This window comes from Rossellomorea sedimentorum, assembly GCF_046237645.1.
GTDB classification, from domain to species: Bacteria; Bacillota; Bacilli; order Bacillales; family Bacillaceae_B; genus Rossellomorea; species Rossellomorea sedimentorum.
Map to the genome: position 1 here is coordinate 2,999,569 of NZ_CP143546.1, position 22,022 is coordinate 3,021,590.

Consider the following 22,022-nt stretch of genomic DNA (forward strand, 5'->3'; position numbering starts at 1 on the left):
CCTTTTTATTCACCCTTGAAGGCGCGTTTTACTTTCCCAAAAAAGCTTTCATGTTGTTCGTCCGGTACTTGCCCGGTAATATCGCCAAATTCACGGAGCAGCTCTTTCTGCCTCTCTGTAAGCTTGGTCGGTGTCACTACTTTCACATGGATATGCTGATCTCCAGTGCCATATCCTCTGACATTCGGTACACCTTTGCCGCGAAGTCTGAATTTAGTTCCTGTCTGTGTACCCGCTGGAACTTTCAGTTTCACTTTACCGTGCAATGTCGGCACTTCTACCTCATCACCCAATGCTGACTGAACGAACGTAATTGGCATTTCACAATAAATATCATCGCCATCGCGTTCGAAGAATTCATGCGGTCTCACATGGAAAACAACGTATAAGTCTCCCGGAGGTCCCCCGTTCACTCCCGGTTCTCCTTGTCCGGAAACTCTGAGCTGCTGGCCTTCATCAATACCTGCAGGGATTTTCACATGAATTTTACGGCGTTTTTGTACCTTTCCGTTCCCTCCGCACGTATTACATTTCTCTTTGATGAACTTCCCTGTTCCATGACAATGGTGACATACACGGCGATTGACAATACGGCCGAATGGAGTATTTTGCTCTACATTCAGCTGACCGGTTCCCTGACAGTGTTTACAAGTTTCCGGTTTCGTTCCAGGCTTAGCTCCTGAACCGTCGCATGTATCACATTCTTCCTCTTTTGGAATTTCAATATCCGTTTCTTTTCCAAAAACGGCCTCTTCAAATGTCACACTCATAGTATATTGTAAATCCGCTCCTGCTCTTGGGGCATTCGGATCACGTCTGCGGCCTCCGCCGCCTCCGAAGAAGGTGTTGAAAATATCTTCAAACCCGCCAAAGCCGCCGCCAAAGTCTGCTCCTCCGCCGAAGCCTTGATTAGGGTCGGTATGGCCGAAGCGATCGTATTGCGCGCGTTTCTGTTCATCGCTCAATACTTCATAAGCTTCGCTGATTTCTTTGAATTTTTCATTAGCATCCGCTTCTTTATTAATATCAGGATGATATTTTTTTGAGAGTTTGCGGTATGCTTTTTTGATTTCGTCTTTTGAGGCGCCTTTTTCAACGCCGAGAACTTCATAATAGTCCCGTTTACTCATCAATACAACACTCCCGATTCCTTATGCATAAAGGTTATTTTAACATTAAAAGGGGGGCTCTCACAATATTATTTAAAAAATTGAGGTGTTCACCCCTTTGTGTTCTGAAAAAAGGAATGTTGATTTCCGCTGCAGGTGCGTGACTCCGCGGGGCGGGCGGTGAACTAAAAAGCGGAAGCGGCCGTTCAGCGACGTACAGATTGGAGGGCTCTCGCATGAGATAAAGGAAACACGACGAAACATAGTGAGTCGATGTTGACTTATCGCAAGGAGAGAGACCGAAATCTGCTAGTCGCTGGCCGTTGGAGCTGGATTGGCCTCCTCGGCTGCGCCTGCGGGGTTACGTTCCTGTGAGGTACGTAAACTAGGTTTACGTTCCGGTGGGTACGTAAACTAGGTTTACGTTCCGGTGGGTACGTAAACTAGGTCTCACCTGTCATCAAAAGTGGAAGCGCCACATTCAGCCCCGACAGGCAAATGTTCCGAAGAGAAAAAAAGGCGATTTTCCTTTTATTCTCTTCGGGTTATTTGACCCCGAGGGGCTTGGCGCTGAAACTAGACGTCGCGCTAGTCCCGCAGGAGGTCACACACCTTTCGCTTCAATCAACCCTGTCTTGCAAAAATATAATTAACCTATTTAAACAATATTTCTGAATAACAAATTTCTTAGCTTTGTAACAATTGAAAGAATAGTTGAATTCATTGTTCACAGACTAAACCCCCGGCAACAATTAAAGCTTACATGCAATATTCGGAAAATACTCTCAGTTAAAGGGGGGCTTTTATTAGAATTAAAGATGACTTTCCAAAGAAAAAGCCAAAGTCAAGATAGACCTGACTTTGACTTTCATTGGCCAATTTTATGAAGTTAGATTACTTGTCGTCTTTTACTTCTTCATATTCAGCGTCGACTACATCGTCATCTCCGCCTGCTTGGCCTTCAGCTCCCTGAGCTTGCTGCTGTGCTTGTGCAGCTTGTTCATAAAGCTTCATAGAGAGACCTTGAACGATTTCTTGAAGAGCATCCTTCTTGGTGCGGATTTCCTCCAAGTCATCCTTTTCGATAGCTGCTTTAAGTTCATCTTTAGCTTCTTCAGCTTTTTTCACTTCAGCTTCTTCTACTTTATCACCAAGGTCCTTGATTGTCTTTTCAGTCGTAAAGATCAGCTGATCAGCTTCATTGCGCAGCTCAACTTCTTCTTTACGCTTTTTGTCTGCTTCAGAATTTTCTTCTGCTTCTTTGACCATGCGTTCGATTTCTTCATCAGAAAGACCAGTGGAAGACTTGATTGTGATGTTTTGCTCTTTTCCTGTACCAAGATCTTTAGCAGAAACATTCACGATACCGTTTTTATCAATATCAAATTTCACTTCAATTTGTGGTACACCACGCGGCGCCGGCGGAATATCGGACAATTGGAAACGTCCAAGAGTCTTGTTGTCCGCTGCCATCGGTCTTTCACCTTGAAGGACATGAATATCAACAGCAGTCTGGTTATCGGCTGCAGTTGAGAATACTTGTGATTTTGATGTTGGGATAGTCGTATTACGCTCGATTAACTTTGTAGATACGCCGCCCATTGTTTCAATACCAAGAGATAATGGAGTTACGTCAAGAAGAACAACGTCTTTCACGTCTCCAGTCAATACTCCACCTTGGATAGCAGCACCCATTGCTACTACTTCATCCGGGTTAACGCCTTTGTGAGGATCTTTTCCTACTTCTTTCTTGATTGCTTCTTGAACGGCAGGAATACGTGTAGATCCACCAACCAAGATTACTTTATCGATTTCGCTTGCAGATAAACCTGCATCTTTAAGAGCCTGACGGGTAGGTCCCATAGTGCGCTCTACAAGGTCAGCTGAAAGTTCATCGAATTTAGCACGTGTCATATTCACTTCCAAGTGCAATGGTCCATTTTCACCAGCAGTGATGAATGGAAGTGAGATTTGTGTAGAAGTCACACCAGAAAGATCTTTCTTCGCTTTTTCAGCAGCATCTTTCAAGCGTTGAAGCGCCATCTTATCTTTAGATAAGTCGATGCCATTTTCTTTCTTGAACTGTTCTACAAGATAATCGATGATCACTTGGTCAAAGTCATCTCCGCCAAGTCTGTTGTCCCCTGCAGTTGAACGTACTTCGAATACTCCATCTCCAAGTTCAAGGATGGATACGTCAAAAGTACCGCCGCCAAGGTCATAAACCAGGATTGTCTGGTCTTCTTCCATTTTATCAAGACCATAAGAAAGTGCTGCAGCCGTCGGCTCGTTGATGATACGTTCTACTTCAAGACCTGCAATTTTACCAGCATCTTTAGTAGCTTGACGTTCTGCATCATTGAAGTAAGCAGGTACAGTGATAACCGCTTTTTCCACTTTCTCTCCAAGATAATCTTCTGCATATGATTTCAAGTGTTGAAGAATCATCGCAGAAATCTCCTGAGGTGTATACTCTTTATCTTCAATTTTCTCTTTGTAATCCGTTCCCATGTGACGCTTGATGGAAATTACTGTGTTAGGGTTTGTGATGGCCTGACGTTTCGCCACTTCCCCTACTTGCAGTTCACCATTTTTAAACGCAACAACTGAAGGAGTTGTGCGGTTACCTTCCGGGTTTGGGATTACTTTAGGCTCTCCGCCTTCAAGGACTGCCACACATGAGTTTGTAGTCCCTAAGTCAATACCGATAATTTTGCTCATGAGAAAAACCTCCTTGTATTCTGTATGTAGTATTATTGATTCACTTTAACCATTGAAGGGCGGATAACACGGTCCTTCAATTTATATCCTTTTTGGAACTCTTCAGTTACAATGTTGGAACCGAAGTTTTCATCTTCCCCCTGCATGACTGCTTGATGCAGATGAGGGTCGAATTCATGGCCGACTGTTTCAATCGGTTCCACTCCTTCTTTTTTCAGCGCTTCCACTAAGCTACGATAAACCATTTCCATTCCTTGAAGCAAGGATTTTGTCTGATCGTTATCAGGCTCAATATTAAGCGCGCGCTCAAAATTGTCGATAGCCGGAAGTAATTCGGTTACCAGGCTTTGAGCTTTATATTTTTCACTCGCCTCACGGTCCAAGTTGGCACGGCGGCGGAAATTATCAAAATCAGCACGCAATCGTAAGTAACGGCTTTCGGACTCATCCAACTTCGACTGCAATTCTAAAATTTGTGTTTCCTCAGGAGATTGCCCGCTTTCTTCGCCTTCCTGATCTTCCAGGCTTTCAGCAAAGATTTCTTCTTCATTCCCTTGAGAGGTTTGCTCTTCCTGCTGATCATGTAATTCTTCCTGATCAACTTTGTTGTTCGTTTCTTCTGCCATTCCTTTCACCTCCTTAAAAGTAGACGGGGTTTTCACCCTCATTAGAAACACGGCAAGATGGTAAGAGCCTGAACAGATTAATCTGGTCACAAAGCGTCCTGCCGGCTCCAATATCCTTTATTCAATATATCCACACGCCTTAGCTTTGATACAGCTTCGTCAAGGCTTTGGACATATCATCACTTAAAAAGTTCAATAAGCTTATGACCCGCGAATATTCCATCCGTGTCGGCCCCAATATGGCAATGGATCCCACTTTTTCATCAGCAACTGAATACGATGCCGTAATCAGGCTGCAGTTTTCCATCGCTGTTACATTATTTTCTTTGCCAATCTTAATATTGAGACCATTTGGAAGATGTTTGATCATATCATAAATGCCATCTTCATGCTCAATCATATTCAGCAGCAGCCGCACTTTTTGGATGTCGTTGAATTCCGGTTGGTTAAGCATATTAGTTTTTCCGCCAAAGAACAGCTTTTCACTCACTGGCAAATCCATTGTGTTCACGAGCGAATGCAGCATTAAATCATAATTCTCAATGTGCTGCTTAAGGAGCTGTGCAACTTCTTTAAATATCTTGTCATTCAATTCGGTCATCGGAACACCCGCCAACCTGTCATTCAAGATATTGACCAATTTCTCCAGATCACCGGTGTTAATGGCTTTCGGGATTGTAAACATACGATTCTGCACATGCCCTGTGTCCGTCACGATGATGGCTACAGCTGTTTCCTGGCTGATAGGGATGATCTGTATTTTCTTCAGCTTGTTTTCTTTCACCTCTGGACCAAGAACAATCGCCGTATAATTGGTAAGTTCTGAAAGGATCTTAGCTGACCTTTCCACAACCTTTTCCATTTCATAAATCCGCTCGGCAAAAATGGACCGGATCGTTTTGACATCCTTCTTTTCGAGCTGAACAGGTGAAAGCAGATGATCCACATAATACCTGTAGCCTTTTTCAGAAGGAATCCTTCCGGAAGAAGTGTGGGGCTTTTCAATGAACCCGAACTCCTCCAAGTCTGCCATTTCGTTCCTGATCGTTGCGGAACTGAAAGAAATTTCTTCTTTTTTCGATAGGCTTCTAGAACCTACAGGTTGTGCAGACCGGATGAAATCATCAATGATTACTTGAAGTATAAGCAACTGTCGATCTGTTAACAACTTTTCATCACCTCTGTTAGCACTCTCGATTAATGAGTGCTAAATCTAATAATAAATTATCAAATCATATTCGAGATGTCAATTAGAACAAACCATTTCTAGGGCAATTTATTGTGTAAAATTTATCCTGTGCTTTCTAGACGGTGATGTTGATTTCCGCTTCAGGGGTCGCCCCCGCAGCGTGTTCTGTGAGCCTCTTCGGGTTGATAAAAAGCGGAAGCGGCCGTTTAGCCTCCAGTGGGTACGTAACCTTGGTGCCGGAACTTGACGTCATACTAGTTCGCAGGAGGCCGAACCCCTCCAATCAACTCTTTAAACAACGAACCATTCCAGCGTAAGAAGAGATTTTCAATAGACTACTTACTTTACTCTCCTTATATAACACCCAAGAAGGCTTGAAATACTTCATTACCCAGGAATTTTCCTTTTTGTGTCAAGCGGATGTATCTATCTTTGATTTCCAAGAGTTCCTTTTCGGTCATTTCTTCTATGGCTTCTTTGAAGACCATTAATGGACTTTCACTGAATTTCTCAGTGAAACGATCAATGGATACCCCTTCTGTCTTGCGAAGCCCCAGGAACATTTCTTCTTCCATCTGTTCAGCCTTTGTCTGCTCATGATTTTCGATGATCGGCAGATTTCCTTCTTCTAGCGGCTGCATGTACTTTTTCAACGGGCCGAAATTCGCATATCTGTTTCCTTGAGCATAACCATGCGCACCTGCACCGAATCCATAGTACTCCTCATTATTCCAATAAACGAGATTGTGTTTGCTTTCATAACCCTTTCTAGCAAAATTGCTGATTTCATATTGATGGATGCCTGCAGACTCCATTTCTTCCATCAGCACACTGTACATCTCGGCTTCCGCTTCCTGAGGAGGCAAAGACAGCTTTCCTTTTCTCATCAAATTATAAAATACTGTTTTCGGCTCAATGATGAGAGAATAACTAGAGTAATGAGGAAGGTCGAACTCGAGCGCCGTCTTCAGAGTCTGTCTAAAATCAGCCACTGTCTGGCCGGGAAGAGCATAAATCAAATCAATGCTGATGTTTTCAAAACCGGCCTTCTTTGCCGCTTCAATGGATGTGTAAACATCTTTGCTTCTGTGGTTGCGGCCGATTCTTTGCAGCAGCTCATCATTGAATGATTGCACGCCGAAGCTTAACCGGTTCACTCCATGTTGATAAAGGACATCAAGTTTATCGCTCGTTAAGTCTCCCGGATTCGCTTCAAAAGTGAATTCTACCTCTTTCCGTGAAAAAGGAAGAGTTTCATTTATGTTTTGACAGAGAACTTCAAGCTGCGAGGCATCCAATGCTGTCGGTGTTCCTCCCCCTACAAAAATCGTAGAGAGTTCTTCTGCCGGATATTTGTCAATCTGCATTTGCATTTCTTTTTTCAAGAAACCCAAGTATTCATCAACGGGCTGCCCCTTCATAAACACTTTATTAAAATCACAATAATGGCAGATATGGTGGCAGAATGGGATGTGTATATATGCTGATCGTATCATTTTTTCACTACCTTTAATGAATCCCGATAGAGAAAGGGGGGCCTGCTCTTGATACAAGCAAATCCCCCCTTACTTAACTTATATTAAATCGAGATAGAATTTAATGTGCGGAACCTTACTTAGAACCTCCGTCGTCATCCATTTTCAACACTGCCATGAATGCCTCTTGCGGAACTTCTACCGAACCGACCTGTTTCATTCGCTTCTTACCTTCTTTTTGCTTTTCTAGAAGTTTACGTTTACGGGAAATATCTCCACCATAACATTTGGCAAGTACGTTCTTCCGGATGGCTTTAATCGTGGAACGGGCCACGATTTTCTGGCCGATCGCTGCCTGGATAGGAACCTCAAACTGCTGTCTTGGAATGAGTTCCTTTAACTTATCGACTATGACTTTTCCTCTATCGTAAGCAAAATCTTTATGAACGATAAAGCTTAAAGCATCCACTTGTTCTCCATTTAGGAGGATATCCATTTTCACAAGCTTGGACTCTTTATAACCAATAAGTTCGTAATCGAAAGAAGCATATCCTTTAGTGCTTGATTTCAACTGGTCAAAGAAATCATAAACAATTTCAGCCAGAGGAATTTCATAAACGATGTTCACACGGGTTTCATCCATGTATTGCATATCAATAAAGTTACCGCGTTTTCCTTGGCATAGTTCCATGACTGCACCTACATAATCGTTAGGTACCATCATTGTTGCTTTCACATATGGTTCCTCTACACTCTGGACTTTTTGCGAATCAGGCATCATGGAAGGGTTATCGACTTTCAATTCTTCACCATCTGTCAAGTGAACATTATAGATAACACTTGGTGCCGTCGTAATCAGGTCAATCTTGAATTCACGTTCAATACGTTCCTGGATGATCTCCATATGAAGCAAACCAAGGAATCCGCATCTGAAACCGAACCCAAGTGCCTGGGATGTTTCCGGCTCGTATTGAAGGGCTGAATCATTCAATTCAAGCCTTTCCAATGCTTCACGAAGGTCATTGTATTTTGCCGAATCAATCGGATATAAACCACAATAAACCATCGGGTTAAGTCTTCTGTACCCTGGTAGCGGCTTATCTGCAGAATTCTTGGCACCCGTAATGGTGTCACCCACACGCGTATCGCCGACATTCTTGATTGCAGCCGTTAAGTAGCCTACGTCTCCGACAGTCAATTCTTTGGTTGAAGTCGCTTTTGGTGTAAATACCCCTACATCATTGACTTCAAATTCCTTGCCTGTCGCCATCATTTTGATTTTGTCGCCGACCTTCACTGTACCTTCGACTACACGGATATATGCTACGACACCGCGATAAGAGTCGTATAAAGAGTCAAAAATTAGTGCTTGCAGCGGGTTATCTGGATCTCCTTCTGGCGCAGGGACCTTTTCAACCACCTGTTCCAGAATTTCCTCGATTCCAATTCCAGCTTTTGCAGAAGCCAGGACCGCTTCCGATGCATCCAATCCGATAACATCTTCCACTTCTTGCCTTACACGTTCAGGGTCTGCAGCCGGAAGGTCAATTTTATTGATTACCGGCAGTATTTCAAGATTGTTGTCCAGTGCCAAATAAACATTGGCAAGTGTCTGGGCTTCAATCCCTTGGGCTGCATCGACGACGAGAACAGCGCCTTCACATGCTGCCAGGCTTCGGGAAACTTCATATGTGAAGTCGACGTGGCCCGGTGTATCAATCAAATGGAAGATATATTCTTCCCCATCTTTTGCCTGATATTTCAGCTGAACAGAATTAAGCTTGATCGTTATTCCACGTTCTCTTTCAAGATCCATAGAGTCAAGCAATTGTTCTTTCATTTCTCTGGCAGTCAATGCTTTCGTTTTTTCAAGAATTCTATCTGCCAATGTAGATTTTCCATGATCTATGTGAGCAATGATAGAAAAGTTACGTATTCTTTGTTGTCGTTTTAATTTTTCCTCACGGTTCATTACTTTCAACTCCTGTTAATCGACGCATGTACACTATTTTGAATTATATCAGTACCTATAGCAATATTCAATCATAACCATAATGCAGGTGAATGCTTAATGTCCGGATTCCCTTCCCGGTAATTTATAGTATATGCTTTCAGTACGATTTTTCTATTGATATATATAACTTTATAGGGATCGTAACATAATGCTCCAAGCATTTTTCATACCAAGATAAGTACTGGTTAGCGATTTCCAAGTATACAATAATACCCATAAAATAAGCTAAGAAAAATAAGGGGAGAAATTACTCTTATTGAGGAAATATCTCGAAAAACAGACTAAATAAAGGGAAAGTTTCCCCCTATTTACTCCAAAAGCATGAAAACTAACCATCTTACTATGCCTTAACGGGAAAAACTCCCCTTATATTCCCTGAACCTAGCCCTATTCTGTAGGATAAGGGGAGAAACTTCCCTTATTTAAACACTCCATTTTCATGCTGACAAAAACTTATGACACCATGTTAAATGGGTTCGAAATTCAGGTCGGATCTAGCGTTAATTTAACCCCTATGTACATCAACAGAAAGAAGCAGTCTAATTCAGTTGCGAATAGAACTGCTAATCGGTGTGCTAAATTAGTTTTTGAATTCGAAAACAGAACTCCTTTTTCTTCAAAAGATCCGTTTTTTTAGAGACGCTGCATCAAGATGCGGAAAGCATTCTTAGGGATGGTTGATCCGCTATTAGAAGAAAAAAAACGCCGGAAAGCGTTCTTTTCATTAGGCTGTCTTTGTATGTGCCGGGGTTTACCCTCTGGTTACAAGATTTTTCACTCAGAACAGGAAGAGTAGCTCTTTTCTCTCTTGCTTACCATAAAATGTCCCGGAATATGGCTATATTGTTTGTAATTCATATTATTTAGCAACAAAGTTTAAAGTAAGAGCCCTTCATTAAATCAAGGAAGAAACAAGTTCCACTGTTTTTTCTGCCAGCCCCTTTATAATGCCGGCGACGGATTTGCCTATCTCGGAAAAGAAATTAAAGCTTTTCATTTCTTCAAGTTTTTTCTTCTTTTCGGAAATAGAGGCACTTCCCATATCCTGCCCCAAAAGGGAAGCTTCAATATTCCCTGTCCCGTCTTCGGATATTTCCAGGGGAGTCCCAAACCCTTCGTCGGCATAGCCCTTCATATCCATAATCCCTTCGTTTGCTTTTTGCATCCCGATGAGAACGCCGACAAATAATATTGATACTAACAGTATGCTTTTCAACATGAAACGCTTCATCTTGCTCATCCTCTACTTAAATGTTTTCTATTATTGGCTTGATGCAGGGGTGGAGATAACATGGCCGACTTTATCGGCCTGCCAGTAATACTCGACAAACACATCCGCTAATGCTGCTGACGAGCGGTTTAATTCCTCAAAGGTATTGTCCACTCCTCCGAATTCAACCAGGAGGGAATTCGCTGTCAGATCCTGATTGAACTTTCCATTTGTTCCGCTTCCTTTTTTGACAAAAACCCCTCTTGATATACCTTTGAATTTTTTCTCAAGCTGTTTATGAAGTTCTGTTGCGATTTTCAAATTCTTTTCATAATTAGCATGTTTTGCCCCCACGACAAATGCGAGTTTTGCATATGGCTGACCATTAATTGACACAGTTGTGTCCTCTTTTCTCAAAGCGTCCCTGTGAATATCAATGAGATAAATTAAATCTTTATTTTCAGCCATTGCGGATTGAGCGACCGGACGGGATTCCTGATAAGCATACCAGTAGTTCAAGCCCTTTTTGTCCAGATTAGCGATGATATCCGTTTTATCAATCATCGTACCTATACCCCGGTTTTCCAGCTCTTCTTTTAATTTATCTCCAACTTTTGTGACATTTATTTGTGAATGATGGGCAAGATCGGGATTATTTACATCTTTTAAATAAGGAAGATAGGATTCCCGCGTATGAGTGAAGTAGAGATAGACGGTTTTTTTATCTCCGGTGGTGAGCCCGTTCGTATTTGGAGTGCCTCCAGCTGGTGGGTTCTCGATTTTATCTGTATTTTGAAGTTGCGCTTCGTTTTCAGGGTTCAATGCCTCTGCCGGCGGCACCGACTCATAAGGCATGTTCGTAAAATCCGTTCCTTCTCCTGCCACGAGGATTTCACCGTCAAAAATGGAGAAACCAGGGAGTTCTCTTCCTAAAAAACTGCGGGGATCTTCAAAGCTTACATTAGTCGCCATCCTTAAGAGCAGATTGGAAACCGACGGAAGCTCTTCGTTTATAGGGTCTGCCCCCTTAAATGCCCTATTTTCCATTGAAAAAAGATTATATAGCAACGCTCCCGAGATTTGTTCTGTCGCATGATTCACCGAGCTGGATGTAATCCGGTATTCAGGCTTTAGGGATGTAAGTATGCCAGACAAAGAGAAAATCGAAAGGAGGCCGAATATAAACGCCAGGACGCCTTTGACAATGGTCGATAGATTCACGGCTATAACATAATTGGATGACTTGTACGACTTCATTTTTCCACCCTTTCTTCTCAACTCTAGTACAAAATATGATAGAGATAGAAAAAGTAGAACAGGAAAATAGGAGAGATGAGTGTATGCAGGAGGCACCTATTTCTGATAAAGGATAGAGGTTGGGTTGATAGACCTGCCGGTAGATGGCGGGTCTATCAGTCCATTGAAGTTTATTGGAGATTAATCAATTGGTTATGGTAACCCGTAAAAAAATTGGATCATTCCTTTCGAGAACTGTCCGTCTTTTGCCTTCACTACCTTTTTGTCCAACTTCTCCTTAGCTCATCAAAATGCCCATTCAAACTAAGTACGTTTTTTACTCCATCAAAAAAGCACAAGCCGCTTGGGCTTGCACTTTTAAGCTTAATGGGTTTTAAAGCCTGCATCTCCTTGATCAATCGCACTGTGAAGAGCGGCATTCAACCCGCTTGAGATGAGATTTGCCATATCTTCTATGAAAACATCGACTTCTTTAGGTGTGACCATTAAATTGTGACCGATTGGTGCGAGTACTTCGTGAATGAGTTTCCTTTTTTCCTGGTCATCAAGGGTGCCGACAATTCCAAGGAATGTCTTCCTGTGATGTTCTTCAGGCAGGTCTTCCTCCGTCAGTTTTCTTCTTTCACCAAATGTCATCCCTGCAGGCGCAAGTGAGCGGGAAGGTTTATCTCCTTCTCTAATCTCTTTACCGAAATGTTTCAGAAGGAAGTCAACCGTGTCGCTTGCAATAGTAACAGCATCTACCACAGTAGGAATCCCAATTGCAATGACTGGCACACCCAGTGTTTCTTCATCTAGGCCTTTTCGTTTATTGCCTACTCCCGAACCCGGATGGATGCCTGTATCCGAAATCTGAATGGTAGAATTGACTCTTTCAATAGAGCGGGAAGCCAGCGCATCAACGGCAATGATAAAATCCGGTTTTGATTTTTCCACCACACCGAATATGATGTCGCTTGTTTCAATCCCTGTAATCCCCATAACACCTGGAGCAAGAGCTGAAACTGGACGGTAGCCTTCTTCAACTGATTCAGGTTGCAGCTCAAACAAATGGCGGGTGACAATCAAATTCTCGCACACCAACGGTCCGAGTGCATCCGGTGTAACATTCCAGTTCCCCAATCCCACTATAAGGCAGCTGGCGTTGGGGCTGATTCCTTTCTGAGCCAAGAAAGCACTGAATTCCTGCGCAAATACCTCTTCTACTTTCTGCTGAAGATCTGCCTGGCTTTGCCTGATACCGTGGGCTTCAATCGTTAAATAATTTCCGGCTTTCTTTCCTAGCAGCTCTTCGCCTTCTTCCGTTATTTTCACATGTGAAATACTGATGCCATCAACTTCTTTTTCATTAACGATGACTCCCTTTAACTCTGATACCTGTTCGGCTTTTTCGGTATCTTTACTTTTTTCGGCGAGTACCATCTCCCTTGCTTCCACGGCAAGATCGGTCCTGATAGAATATTTGCTTAGATCGACTGTTTTATTTTCTTCCACTTTGACAGCCCCCTTAGATTATCTTTAGTAACCTTATCTTTGCCTTTAAGGAGACTTTCATTCATTCGATTACAGTTTAAAAGCAGCGTGCTATGAAAACCAAAAGCAACTAAATTAACCAACACGTTTATAAAAGTTTAGAAATACATTTTTGAAAAGTGCTTTTTCAATCCAAGAGTATTGCAATATAGTACCTGATTTGATAAAATATCATTTGTTCTGATTAATTTTAGGAATTGTAAAAATCGAGTTAAATATAATTCTCGATCGCTTTGTAGGAGGTGACAGGAATGCCAAATATCAAATCTGCTATCAAACGCGTAAAAACGAGCGAAGCAAGAAATGCACAAAATGCAACTGTAAAATCAGCTATGCGTACTGCAGTGAAGAAAGCTGAAGCTGCTACACAAAACAACGATGACAACGCTAAAGCATTAGTTTCTGAAGCAGTTAAGCATTTAGATAAAGCAGCTCAAAAAGGTCTTATCCACCGAAACGCTGCTGATCGTTCAAAATCACGCTTAATGAAAAAAGTTAACTAATTGTTTCTTTTAAAAAACGATCTCTCATCTGAGAGATCGTTTTTTATTTAGGATTTACACTGTACTGGGGCCATCGTGGGCAGAAGGCGCATAATAAAGATAACCTGAGGCTCTCGCTTTGACACCGCCGAGTTCTTCGCTCTTTAGCACCTCCAATTTTCTCAAAACCCTAATCGACAACCCCATTCACACTCTTTGGCACCATCGATTTTTTCAAAATCCTAATCGACAACCCCATTCACACTCTTTGGCACCATCGATTTTCTCAAAATCCTAATCGACAACCCCATTCACACTCTTTGGCACCATCGATTTTCTCAGAATCCAAATCGACAACCCCATTCACTCCCTTTGGCACCATAGATTTTCTCAGAATCCTAATTCGACAACCCCATTCACACTCTTTGGCACCATCGATTTTCTCAGAATCCTAATTCGACAACCCCATTCACACTCTTTGGCACCATCGATTTTCTCAGAATCCTAATCGACAACCCCATTCACACCCTTTGGCACCATCGATTTTCTCAGAATCCTAATCGACAACCCCATTCACACTCTTTGGCCCCTCCGATTCCTTCAAAAACTATTCTATCTCGCATTACTCAACGACTGCTCATGAAGTTTAAACAGAAATAGCTCAATGATCATTTCCTTCTTCTGCCTGCCGGTTTTCATCTCATAGTCTCCTTCTGAGAGCAATTCAATGATGGTGGCAAGCTGCTCATCCGTAAAATGCTTGGCTTGTCCTGCTGCCAGCTTCACCCGGAATGGATGGACCCGCAGCGTTCCGGCAATCTTCTGCTGGCCATACCCTCTTCTCGCTAGTTCCTTCACTTGGTAGATCAGTCTGAACTGTCCTGATAGAACAGCGAGAATTTTAATCGGTTCTTCATTTTGCTTTAAAAGGTCATAATAAATCCTTAATGCATCTTCTGTTTTGCGCTGGACAACCTTTTCCACCAGTGCAAAGATGTTCTGTTCAAGTGATCGTGCCGTCAGGGATTCTACCACCGATTCATCAATTCTGCTTGTTTCACTAACGTACAAAGACAATTTATCAATTTCTTTGGTCAGCATCATTAAATTGGTTCCTGCAAGAGCCAGCAGCAAATCGATTGCCCCTTCATCAATTTGGACCATATTGGCTGCTGCTCTTTCCCTTACCCAGGTTCTCAGTTCCTTTTCATTCAACTTTTTCGCCTCAAGAACTTCTGCCTGCTTTTTTAAGGTTTTCGTGATTTTCTTTCGCTCATCCAGCTTTTCATATGGAGCAGATATCACAAGAATCGTATAAGGAGAAGGGGAAGACAGGTACTGTTCAAATTTCTTGATATTGTGTTCAACTTTTTCCTTTGTTTTTTCTGCCGTTAAAAATACGGGATTATGTAGAACGACAACACGCCTTTCTCCCATGAATGGAAAGGTTTCAGCATCCTCGATGGCCGTTTCAACAGGAGTTTCTTCCAAATCGTATGTGGAAAAATTGAAATCCATTTCCTCCTCCGTTATGGCTTGTCCGACAATTTTCTGCTTTGTTTCATTTATTAAAAAGGATTCCTTACCATATAATAAATAAATACCTGCAAATTGTTTGTTTTCGATTTTCTTCCAAATATCAATAACCAAAATCGCACTCTCCATTTTTTCAGATACTTCTATCGTAAAAAAGCTTGGCGGTTTTGACAAGTGGAAAGGGGACGCCCAAGGATGGAGGACACCCCCTAAATCTATATTTAACGCCGATGAAAAAGACCTAGGACCCTTTTTGACCGGCGGTATCTCCCTTGTTGATATTATTGTCACCAGAGGAATGTGAACATATATGTGACAACTCTTGTCAGTATAGGAAAATGTAAAGTGCAAGTATAGATTTTTTAACGGGAATCATCTATACTAAGATAGAAATAGGAGGGGTACTAATGAACGAATTCGAAAAAAATGTCCAATCAAAAAGAAATGATGCAGTAGATTCTGGCGTTGGATTTATCGTATCTTTCGGTTTCTTTGCCACTTTGTTCGTAATGGCTGTAGTCATTAAGTACATAGGATCTTAATGAGCAAGCCCATGAGTTCGCATAACGCGGACTCTTTTTTATTGTTGAGAAAATAATAAATTTCACCGTGTTATCCACGTCTAGCTTCAGCGCCCAAGGTGCCATCCCCACTGGAACGCAACCCAGCCACTCGGGTCCACTAACCTAAAGGGGGAGATCGCCTCTCCAGAACATTTGCCTGTCGGGGCTAACCAGGCCACTTGCGCTATTGTTTCTCTGTTAGTTGTAATATATCTTATGGGAATGTGGTTCTAAACGTTCCTCTGCTGCCCAAAAATTTATAATGTATGCTTCCCGTTTCAGCCGTATTGTAGATCTCTATGCCGTTTTCCTTTAGTCTGTTCACTACTTCCGGGTCGGGGTGGCCGTAGCGGTTTTCCTTTCCCGCAGATATCAAGGCGGTTTCAGGGTTTAACTCCGTCAAGAATAATTCGCCCGTTGACGTATCGCTTCCATGGTGACCGACCTTGAGAACATCAGCTTTCACCTTCCATTTTTTAATCAACTCGAGCTCCCCCTCTTCCTCCAGGTCACCCGTGAATATCCATCGCTTACCCCCGAAATGGCCGTATAAGACCAGTGAATCATTGTTACCTTCATACTCCTTGTCAAAAGGATAAAGAAACATGAAATTCCCACTTTTCGTACTCCACTTTTCCCCGGCACCCGCCTCTCTCATATTCACCTCCATTTTCTTGGCTTTTTCAGAAAGTGCCTGAATGGTGTCTTTTTTCAATGAGCCTGGCGTTATAAGGATTTCATCGATCCCAATTTCTTCGATCAATTCCAGGGAAGCACCGGTATGATCAAGGTCACTGTGAGTTAATATCAGCTTATCAATTTTCTCAATCCCTTTACTTTTTAATAATGGCAACAGAATATCGCTGCTGATTGAAAATTCTTTTCTTCTCTTTTGCCAGTTCTCCTCAGTAAAACTTATCACCCCTCCTGTATCAATCATATATACTCCTTCATTGAACGGAAGATCGAGTATAATGCAGTCCCCTTGGCCGACATCCACAACGATTAACTCGCCATAAGGGTTTATGAAGCCTGAGATTTTGTGCAGACATAAAAGCAGAACTATCGGAGCCACCGCTGTCAGCCACCTGGACCGCTCCGCTTTCATAAAACAGAATCCAATCGTCACACAATACAGGACTGCCAGCAGCAGCGAAGGTTTTCCTGCTGTATATGTAATATATGGAAGGCTGTTCAACCAGCCCGAACCATGATCCACAACAATAACGGCATACTTCAAGAAAGGGAAAAATAAACCGGCTGCCGGAGGGTAAAACAGCATAGCTAAGAAGGAGATAAGAGCGAGAGGGAGAAGCACCATGGTGAAATAAGGGACATAGAATGCGTTGACCACAAATCCTATTAACGAAAACTCGTAGAAATGCCAGAGAAGAACTGGTATTGAACTTATCTGACAGACCGCGGTCACCAGAAAGATAAGTTTCCATTTAGGTCCACTTGAACTCAGTAAGTAACGAGAGGATAAAACGAGGGAAAAACTGACCAGGAATGACAATTGAAAACCGACTTTTCTTAAAGCATGAGGGTCAATCAATAAATACAACATAAAGACAAGCGATACGGCATCAATGGCCGATAATTTCACGCGAAGAAACCCTGACAATGTAACTGCACCCATGATTCCCGCGGCTCTGATGACCGGCGGGGCCGCTCCCGTCAATAAAACATACAGAGGCAGAATAACCAGCAGCAACACCAGGGCATGCTCCCTAGCGAGTCCAGCCCTCAACATAACATTATACAGTACCGCAAACAGCATCCCCACATGCAGGCCGGAAATAGCAAGAAGATGAATAACCCCCAGCCTTTGGTATGCTTCAATTTCGTCCTCTTCAATGAGGTTTCTATGTCCGAATACCAAGGCCGCTGAGATTCCCGCTGCCTGTTCAGGAAAGTGTTTCTGAATGGAGTGTATTCCTTGCTCCCGCCACGCCTCAAGCCTATCGGGTATTGATTTTCGATTGTAGAAGCAATGCTCGTCCGCCAGGCTGTTCACATGTAAGAGCCAGTAAATGTTTTGACCGCGAAGAAACTCTTTGTAATCGAAACCATTTAAATTTCTGGCTTTTCCAGGTTGTATCAACTCTCCTGAAACAGAACATGACAAGCCGGTATATTGCCTGCGCATTAATTTTTCTTTTTCCAGTTCATTAGAAATTGTATAGCGGAGGATGACGGCTTCACCACCGGATGTTTCTGCTTTCCCCATAAAGCGGTCACCATCTATCTCAGGTCTTTCCTTAAACTCAACAGAAAAATTCGTCTGGTAGGGAGAGAGAATACTCGCAGCGTTATCCATATGAGAAGAAGTGAGGAAAAAAGCGGAGGGCACCAGGAGGGTACCAATAAACAGGATTGCTGCGGATAGTTTGCGGACCGACAGGATAAAAATAAAAACAGCCAGAAAAAATGCACCCCATTGAATGTGAAGTGCAAATGACGTGCCAGCCAGGACAGCCAGGGCTAGATAGATGAGTTCGCCTCGTTTCAACTATTAAAAATCATTTCGTATTGTTTTTTAAGATCATCCAGCTCTTCTCCGGCTAATCCCATTTCTTCCAGCCTTTTCAGCATGTCCCGGCTCAATTTTTGCTCCCGTTCTGTAGATCCATCTTTCTCAAAAGGGACCTGTTCTGTATGTACTCCCGCCTGCTCAAACAATTCAATGGCATATGGGTGGTTTTTATAGTTTTCAGCATAAAACACCTTTTTGATACCTGCCTGTATGAGCGCCTTGCAGCATTGCAGGCACGGAAAATGGGTCACATATATTTCGGCACCGTCTGTCGGCACTCCAAATTTGGCACATTGTAGGATTGCATTCATTTCCGCATGAATGGTGCGAACACAATGGTTATCAATTACATAACAGCCTTCATCAATACAGTGAACCCCTCCTGCAATCGATCCGTTATATCCCCCTGCTATGATTCGTTTATCGCGCACAATAGTAGCCCCTACTGTCAAACGTGTACAAGTGCTTCTTAAAGCTAGCAGGTGGGACTGAGCCATAAAGTAGTGATTCCATGAAATTCGGGACATAATAAAACTCCTTCCATTTTGTACAACTTCTTCTGTAAATAAGTTTATCGGAAAACCGTCATATCGGCAAAAGGATTCAACCATCAATTCACCGTAATATTTTCTTTGAGCCTCTCAAAGGTCGCCTCACCTATCCCTGTGACATTTTTCAAGTCTTCAATCGTCTTAAACGGCCCGTTTTCCGCTCTGTACTGAATAATAGCCTTTGCTTTTGCCGGTCCAATCCCCGGCAGGCCATCAAAGTCCTGCTCGGCTGCATGGTTAATGTTAAGGACCTCACTTCCCCCTTGTTCAGTTGAGGCTCCTGCTGAAGGTACTGTGGCCTCTTCACCTTCTACCGGCACATATATGACCATTTCATCCAGAACCTTTTGAGCGAGGTTTACACCCTCCTCATTCGCTTCTTCAATAAACCCGCCTGCCCTGATAATGAGGTCATTCACCCTCTCTCCATGAAGAGCCTTATAAATACCAGGTTTTTTCACTGCTCCTTTTACATCTACAAAAATGTCTTTTGGTAAACTTTCTACAGCCACTTCTTCCATCTCAGGAACTGCCACAGGAAAGGATTCTTCAATGAATTCTTTCTCCACAGGGGGGCTCGATTGGTAAAAAAAAGCACCTGCCGATACAAGCAGTATAATAAGGAATATAAGAAGAAGTTTATATTTTTCCAGAACTGTCTGTAACACGGATTACCTCCTTTTATTGGTATATTCACCTTTAACAAATCATAGGAATGATAAGAGAAAGTTCATTAATAAGGATAAGGCTAAACAACCTCCTGTACTGTGAATAGTCTTAAAATGCAGGAAAAAGGTGAAGAAAGTTGGAAAGAGCCTGACTCTAAGCATAAGTTGGCAGAGGAGTATCCTTTGATAAAAAGATGTGTATGAAGGAGGGCAGTATATGAAGGTAGGAATAGTGGGAACAGGTAATATGGGCGGCATCTTACTGGAAGCATTCCTTGAGTCGGGAGCAATTTCTCCTTCTGACCTCAATGTGGTGAATCGCACAAGAGCGAAAGCCGAAAAATTCAAGAGAAAATTCCATGATATTACGATATATAATGAACCGGCTAATCTCATCGAGAATTCTGATGTGATTTTCATTTGTGTAAAGCCTTTGGATATATATGAACTTCTGAAAAGCTGCCAGAGCTCGATCACCCGGGAGAAGTGCATAGTGTCCATTACGAGCCCTATCAGTGTCGAACAGATTGAATCTCTGGCAGATTGTTCCTGTATGAGAGTCATACCAAGCATAACCAATCGGGCGTTGAGCGGAGTATCTTTGTTTTCGTATGGTTCCAGGTGTACGAAAGAATGGCAGGATGCTGTTTGGAAACTTTTAAGCACCATATCCACACCAGTGATCATCAATGAAAACATCACCAGGGTATCCTCGGATATCGTGAGCTGCGGGCCTGCTTTTTTTACTTATTTAACGAGAAAGTTCATCCAGGGAGCTGTTAGCGAGACGGAGATTGATGAAAGCACCGCGACCGTCCTGGCCTCGGAAATGTTGATCGGTTTGGGTGAACTGCTGAAAAAAGAAGTCTATACGTTGCCTGCACTTCAGGAAAAAGTTTGTGTAAAAGGCGGAATTACAGGAGAAGGAATCTCTTCAATGGAAGCAAACTTAGGCGAACTTTTTCATGAGCTGTTCAGGGCCACTCATAAAAAGTTTGATGAAGACCTTGAGGAAACAAGAAAGCAGTTTGGTTTGTAACTGTCTACTATATTCTACGCAAAGTCGTTATTTCCTTTTTTTATGAGACAAATATAAAATTGTAGAAATATCTAAAAGTCCGTTTTAAGTATAGATAATTCAGCAATTTGTATAATATAAACTGCACAGAAAAGCTTGAGTAAAAAAGCTCAAGCTTTTTTAGTTTGCCGTTAACGATATGACGAAAAAAGGGAGGAAGAAGAAGTAGACTTATTTGCTAAATGGGAAATTGTTGAGTTAAAAGCAATGTGCATGCGGGTGCTTGTATATTTTGGGGACGACGCTGTCTATACCAAAGAACATGCGGCCAAAGATATGAGGAAGATCGTTAATTTCTTAGACTTTATGGAAGAAAAATCAAATAGATAAAAAATAAGCCGCTTAAAAGTAGCGGCTTTTATGAACTTACATTTATTTTTTTTTACAAGAAAAAAAGATTCTTTCACTTTGGTCCACAGGTCGTCCTTCGGTAAAATCCGCCGTCACGGATAATACTTCAAATCCAGCCTCGTTCAACCATTTTTCCAAGGTAAGAACAGGGAACGTGCGCTGATGATGAAGTTCATCGATCCGTTCATATTGTCCTGTTTGGTCATCCCTGACAAAGAAGGTCAACTCATGTTCCACACTGTTCGGTGCATCACCAGGAAAGCAATCCCAGATATATGCGACTTCGTCATCATTATAAGTAAACGTCTCATTCAGGAAGATTTGTGAGACCTTAAATATGGAGTGTACGTCAAACAAAAAGATTCCTTGATCATTAAGGTGATCCCTTACTTTTTTAAAGGTATTGATGACCTTCTCTTCGCTATCCAAATAGTTTAATGAATCACAAAAGATAGTAACGATATCGAACAAGCCCAATCCTTCAAGTTCACTCATGTCCTGCTGAAACAACGGCAGGTCCAGCCCTTCTCTTTGCGCTTTTTCCCTCGCTATAAAGAGCATATCTTCAGACAAATCTATTCCTGTTACGGCATAGCCTTCTTTCAACAGCCTTAATGACAGTTCACCAGTCCCGCATCCTATATCAAGAAGCTCCCTGCCTTCTACTGAATATCGTTCAGCATGAGCCCGGACGATATCCACCCAGGAATCATAGGGGACATCCTTCATCAAATAATCATAAATATAGGCAAACTGCTGGTAGCTCATTGCTGAATCTCGCTGCTGACGTCAACAAGCGGGGCATCTCCCCAAAGCCTTTCCAGTTTATAATAGCCTCTTTCTTCGCGGTGGAATACATGCGCAACCACATCTCCCATATCAACAAGCACCCAGCGCGCTTCGTCAAATCCTTCCATCCGCTTTACATCTTGACCATTTTCTTCTGCTTTTTCTTTAAGTTCTCGGGCAATTGCCTGTACCTGTTTGTCCGAATTACCATGGCAGATGACAAAATAATCGGCGATCAGAGAAATTCCTTTCATATCAAGTGCAACAATATCCTCTGCTCTTTTATCATCCGCTGCTTTATATGCTATTGAAAGCAAGTCTTTACTGTTCATCA

The 22,022-nt window shown here is 42.4% G+C and carries 18 protein-coding genes; 3 read left to right on the forward strand and 15 right to left on the reverse strand.

Features of this window, described 5'->3' with window-relative positions; translation table 11 throughout:
- Window positions 1–5 precede the first annotated feature (5 nt).
- From dnaJ to gpr, 9 genes are all read right to left on the reverse strand, one after another.
- Window positions 6–1,130 carry a molecular chaperone DnaJ gene (dnaJ, locus tag V1502_RS14890; protein ID WP_409251421.1) on the reverse strand — a complete coding sequence of 375 codons (1,125 nt, stop codon included), beginning with the start codon at window positions 1,128–1,130 and terminating at the stop codon, window positions 6–8.
- A gap of 873 nt (window positions 1,131–2,003) precedes the next feature.
- Complete coding sequence (dnaK, locus tag V1502_RS14895; protein WP_409251422.1) at window positions 2,004–3,830, reverse strand: molecular chaperone DnaK; 1,827 nt, start codon at window positions 3,828–3,830, stop codon at window positions 2,004–2,006.
- A gap of 32 nt (window positions 3,831–3,862) precedes the next feature.
- Window positions 3,863–4,456 (reverse strand): nucleotide exchange factor GrpE, encoded by a 594-nt coding sequence (grpE, locus tag V1502_RS14900; protein WP_409251423.1) that lies wholly within the window; start codon window positions 4,454–4,456, stop codon window positions 3,863–3,865.
- A 139-nt stretch (window positions 4,457–4,595) separates the two neighbouring features.
- Entirely contained in the window at window positions 4,596–5,624 is a 1,029-nt protein-coding gene (hrcA, locus tag V1502_RS14905) for a heat-inducible transcriptional repressor HrcA (RefSeq protein WP_409251424.1), read from the reverse strand.
- A 374-nt stretch (window positions 5,625–5,998) separates the two neighbouring features.
- Window positions 5,999–7,141: a radical SAM family heme chaperone HemW gene (gene hemW, locus V1502_RS14910; protein WP_409251425.1), complete on the reverse strand. Its 1,143-nt coding sequence runs from the start codon at window positions 7,139–7,141 to the stop codon at window positions 5,999–6,001.
- A gap of 115 nt (window positions 7,142–7,256) precedes the next feature.
- On the reverse strand, window positions 7,257–9,092 hold the full coding sequence (lepA, locus tag V1502_RS14915) for a translation elongation factor 4 (protein WP_409251426.1): 1,836 nt from the start codon (window positions 9,090–9,092) through the stop codon (window positions 7,257–7,259).
- 937 nt (window positions 9,093–10,029) lie between these two features.
- Entirely contained in the window at window positions 10,030–10,365 is a 336-nt protein-coding gene (locus V1502_RS14920) for a DUF3679 domain-containing protein (protein ID WP_409251427.1), read from the reverse strand.
- Window positions 10,366–10,395: 30 nt separating this feature from the next.
- On the reverse strand, window positions 10,396–11,601 hold the full coding sequence (spoIIP, locus tag V1502_RS14925; RefSeq protein ID WP_409251428.1) for a stage II sporulation protein P: 1,206 nt from the start codon (window positions 11,599–11,601) through the stop codon (window positions 10,396–10,398).
- Between the two features lie 363 nt (window positions 11,602–11,964).
- Window positions 11,965–13,095 (reverse strand): GPR endopeptidase, encoded by a 1,131-nt coding sequence (gene gpr / locus V1502_RS14930; protein WP_409251429.1) that lies wholly within the window; start codon window positions 13,093–13,095, stop codon window positions 11,965–11,967.
- Window positions 13,096–13,385: 290 nt separating this feature from the next.
- On the opposite strand from gpr, the gene rpsT reads away from it, so the two are divergent.
- Complete coding sequence (rpsT, locus tag V1502_RS14935; protein ID WP_409251430.1) at window positions 13,386–13,637, forward strand: 30S ribosomal protein S20; 252 nt, start codon at window positions 13,386–13,388, stop codon at window positions 13,635–13,637.
- A 591-nt stretch (window positions 13,638–14,228) separates the two neighbouring features.
- Here the strand turns inward: rpsT and holA are convergent.
- Window positions 14,229–15,266 carry a DNA polymerase III subunit delta gene (gene holA / locus V1502_RS14940; protein ID WP_409251431.1) on the reverse strand — a complete coding sequence of 346 codons (1,038 nt, stop codon included), beginning with the start codon at window positions 15,264–15,266 and terminating at the stop codon, window positions 14,229–14,231.
- 293 nt (window positions 15,267–15,559) lie between these two features.
- On the opposite strand from holA, the gene V1502_RS14945 reads away from it, so the two are divergent.
- On the forward strand, window positions 15,560–15,694 hold the full coding sequence (locus V1502_RS14945) for a YqzM family protein (RefSeq protein ID WP_148946635.1): 135 nt from the start codon (window positions 15,560–15,562) through the stop codon (window positions 15,692–15,694).
- A gap of 235 nt (window positions 15,695–15,929) precedes the next feature.
- Here V1502_RS14945 and V1502_RS14950 read toward each other — a convergent pair whose 3' ends face one another.
- From V1502_RS14950 to V1502_RS14960, 3 genes are all read right to left on the reverse strand, one after another.
- Complete coding sequence (locus V1502_RS14950) at window positions 15,930–18,227, reverse strand: DNA internalization-related competence protein ComEC/Rec2 (protein ID WP_409251432.1); 2,298 nt, start codon at window positions 18,225–18,227, stop codon at window positions 15,930–15,932.
- Window positions 18,224–18,778 carry a ComE operon protein 2 gene (locus V1502_RS14955; RefSeq protein ID WP_409251433.1) on the reverse strand — a complete coding sequence of 185 codons (555 nt, stop codon included), beginning with the start codon at window positions 18,776–18,778 and terminating at the stop codon, window positions 18,224–18,226. Before V1502_RS14955 ends, V1502_RS14950 begins: the two co-directional genes overlap by 4 nt.
- 83 nt (window positions 18,779–18,861) lie before the next feature.
- Window positions 18,862–19,470, reverse strand: coding sequence for a helix-hairpin-helix domain-containing protein (locus tag V1502_RS14960; RefSeq protein WP_409251434.1), 609 nt, complete (start codon window positions 19,468–19,470; stop codon window positions 18,862–18,864).
- Window positions 19,471–19,687: 217 nt separating this feature from the next.
- On the opposite strand from V1502_RS14960, the gene comER reads away from it, so the two are divergent.
- Entirely contained in the window at window positions 19,688–20,509 is an 822-nt protein-coding gene (gene comER, locus V1502_RS14965; protein WP_409251435.1) for a late competence protein ComER, read from the forward strand.
- 411 nt (window positions 20,510–20,920) lie between these two features.
- On the opposite strand, the gene V1502_RS14970 is transcribed toward comER, so the two are convergent.
- Both V1502_RS14970 and rsfS read right to left on the reverse strand, forming a co-directional pair.
- Window positions 20,921–21,667 (reverse strand): class I SAM-dependent DNA methyltransferase, encoded by a 747-nt coding sequence (locus V1502_RS14970; RefSeq protein ID WP_409251436.1) that lies wholly within the window; start codon window positions 21,665–21,667, stop codon window positions 20,921–20,923.
- Window positions 21,664–22,020, reverse strand: coding sequence for a ribosome silencing factor (gene rsfS, locus V1502_RS14975; protein WP_409251437.1), 357 nt, complete (start codon window positions 22,018–22,020; stop codon window positions 21,664–21,666). Before rsfS ends, V1502_RS14970 begins: the two co-directional genes overlap by 4 nt.
- Window positions 22,021–22,022 lie beyond the last annotated feature (2 nt).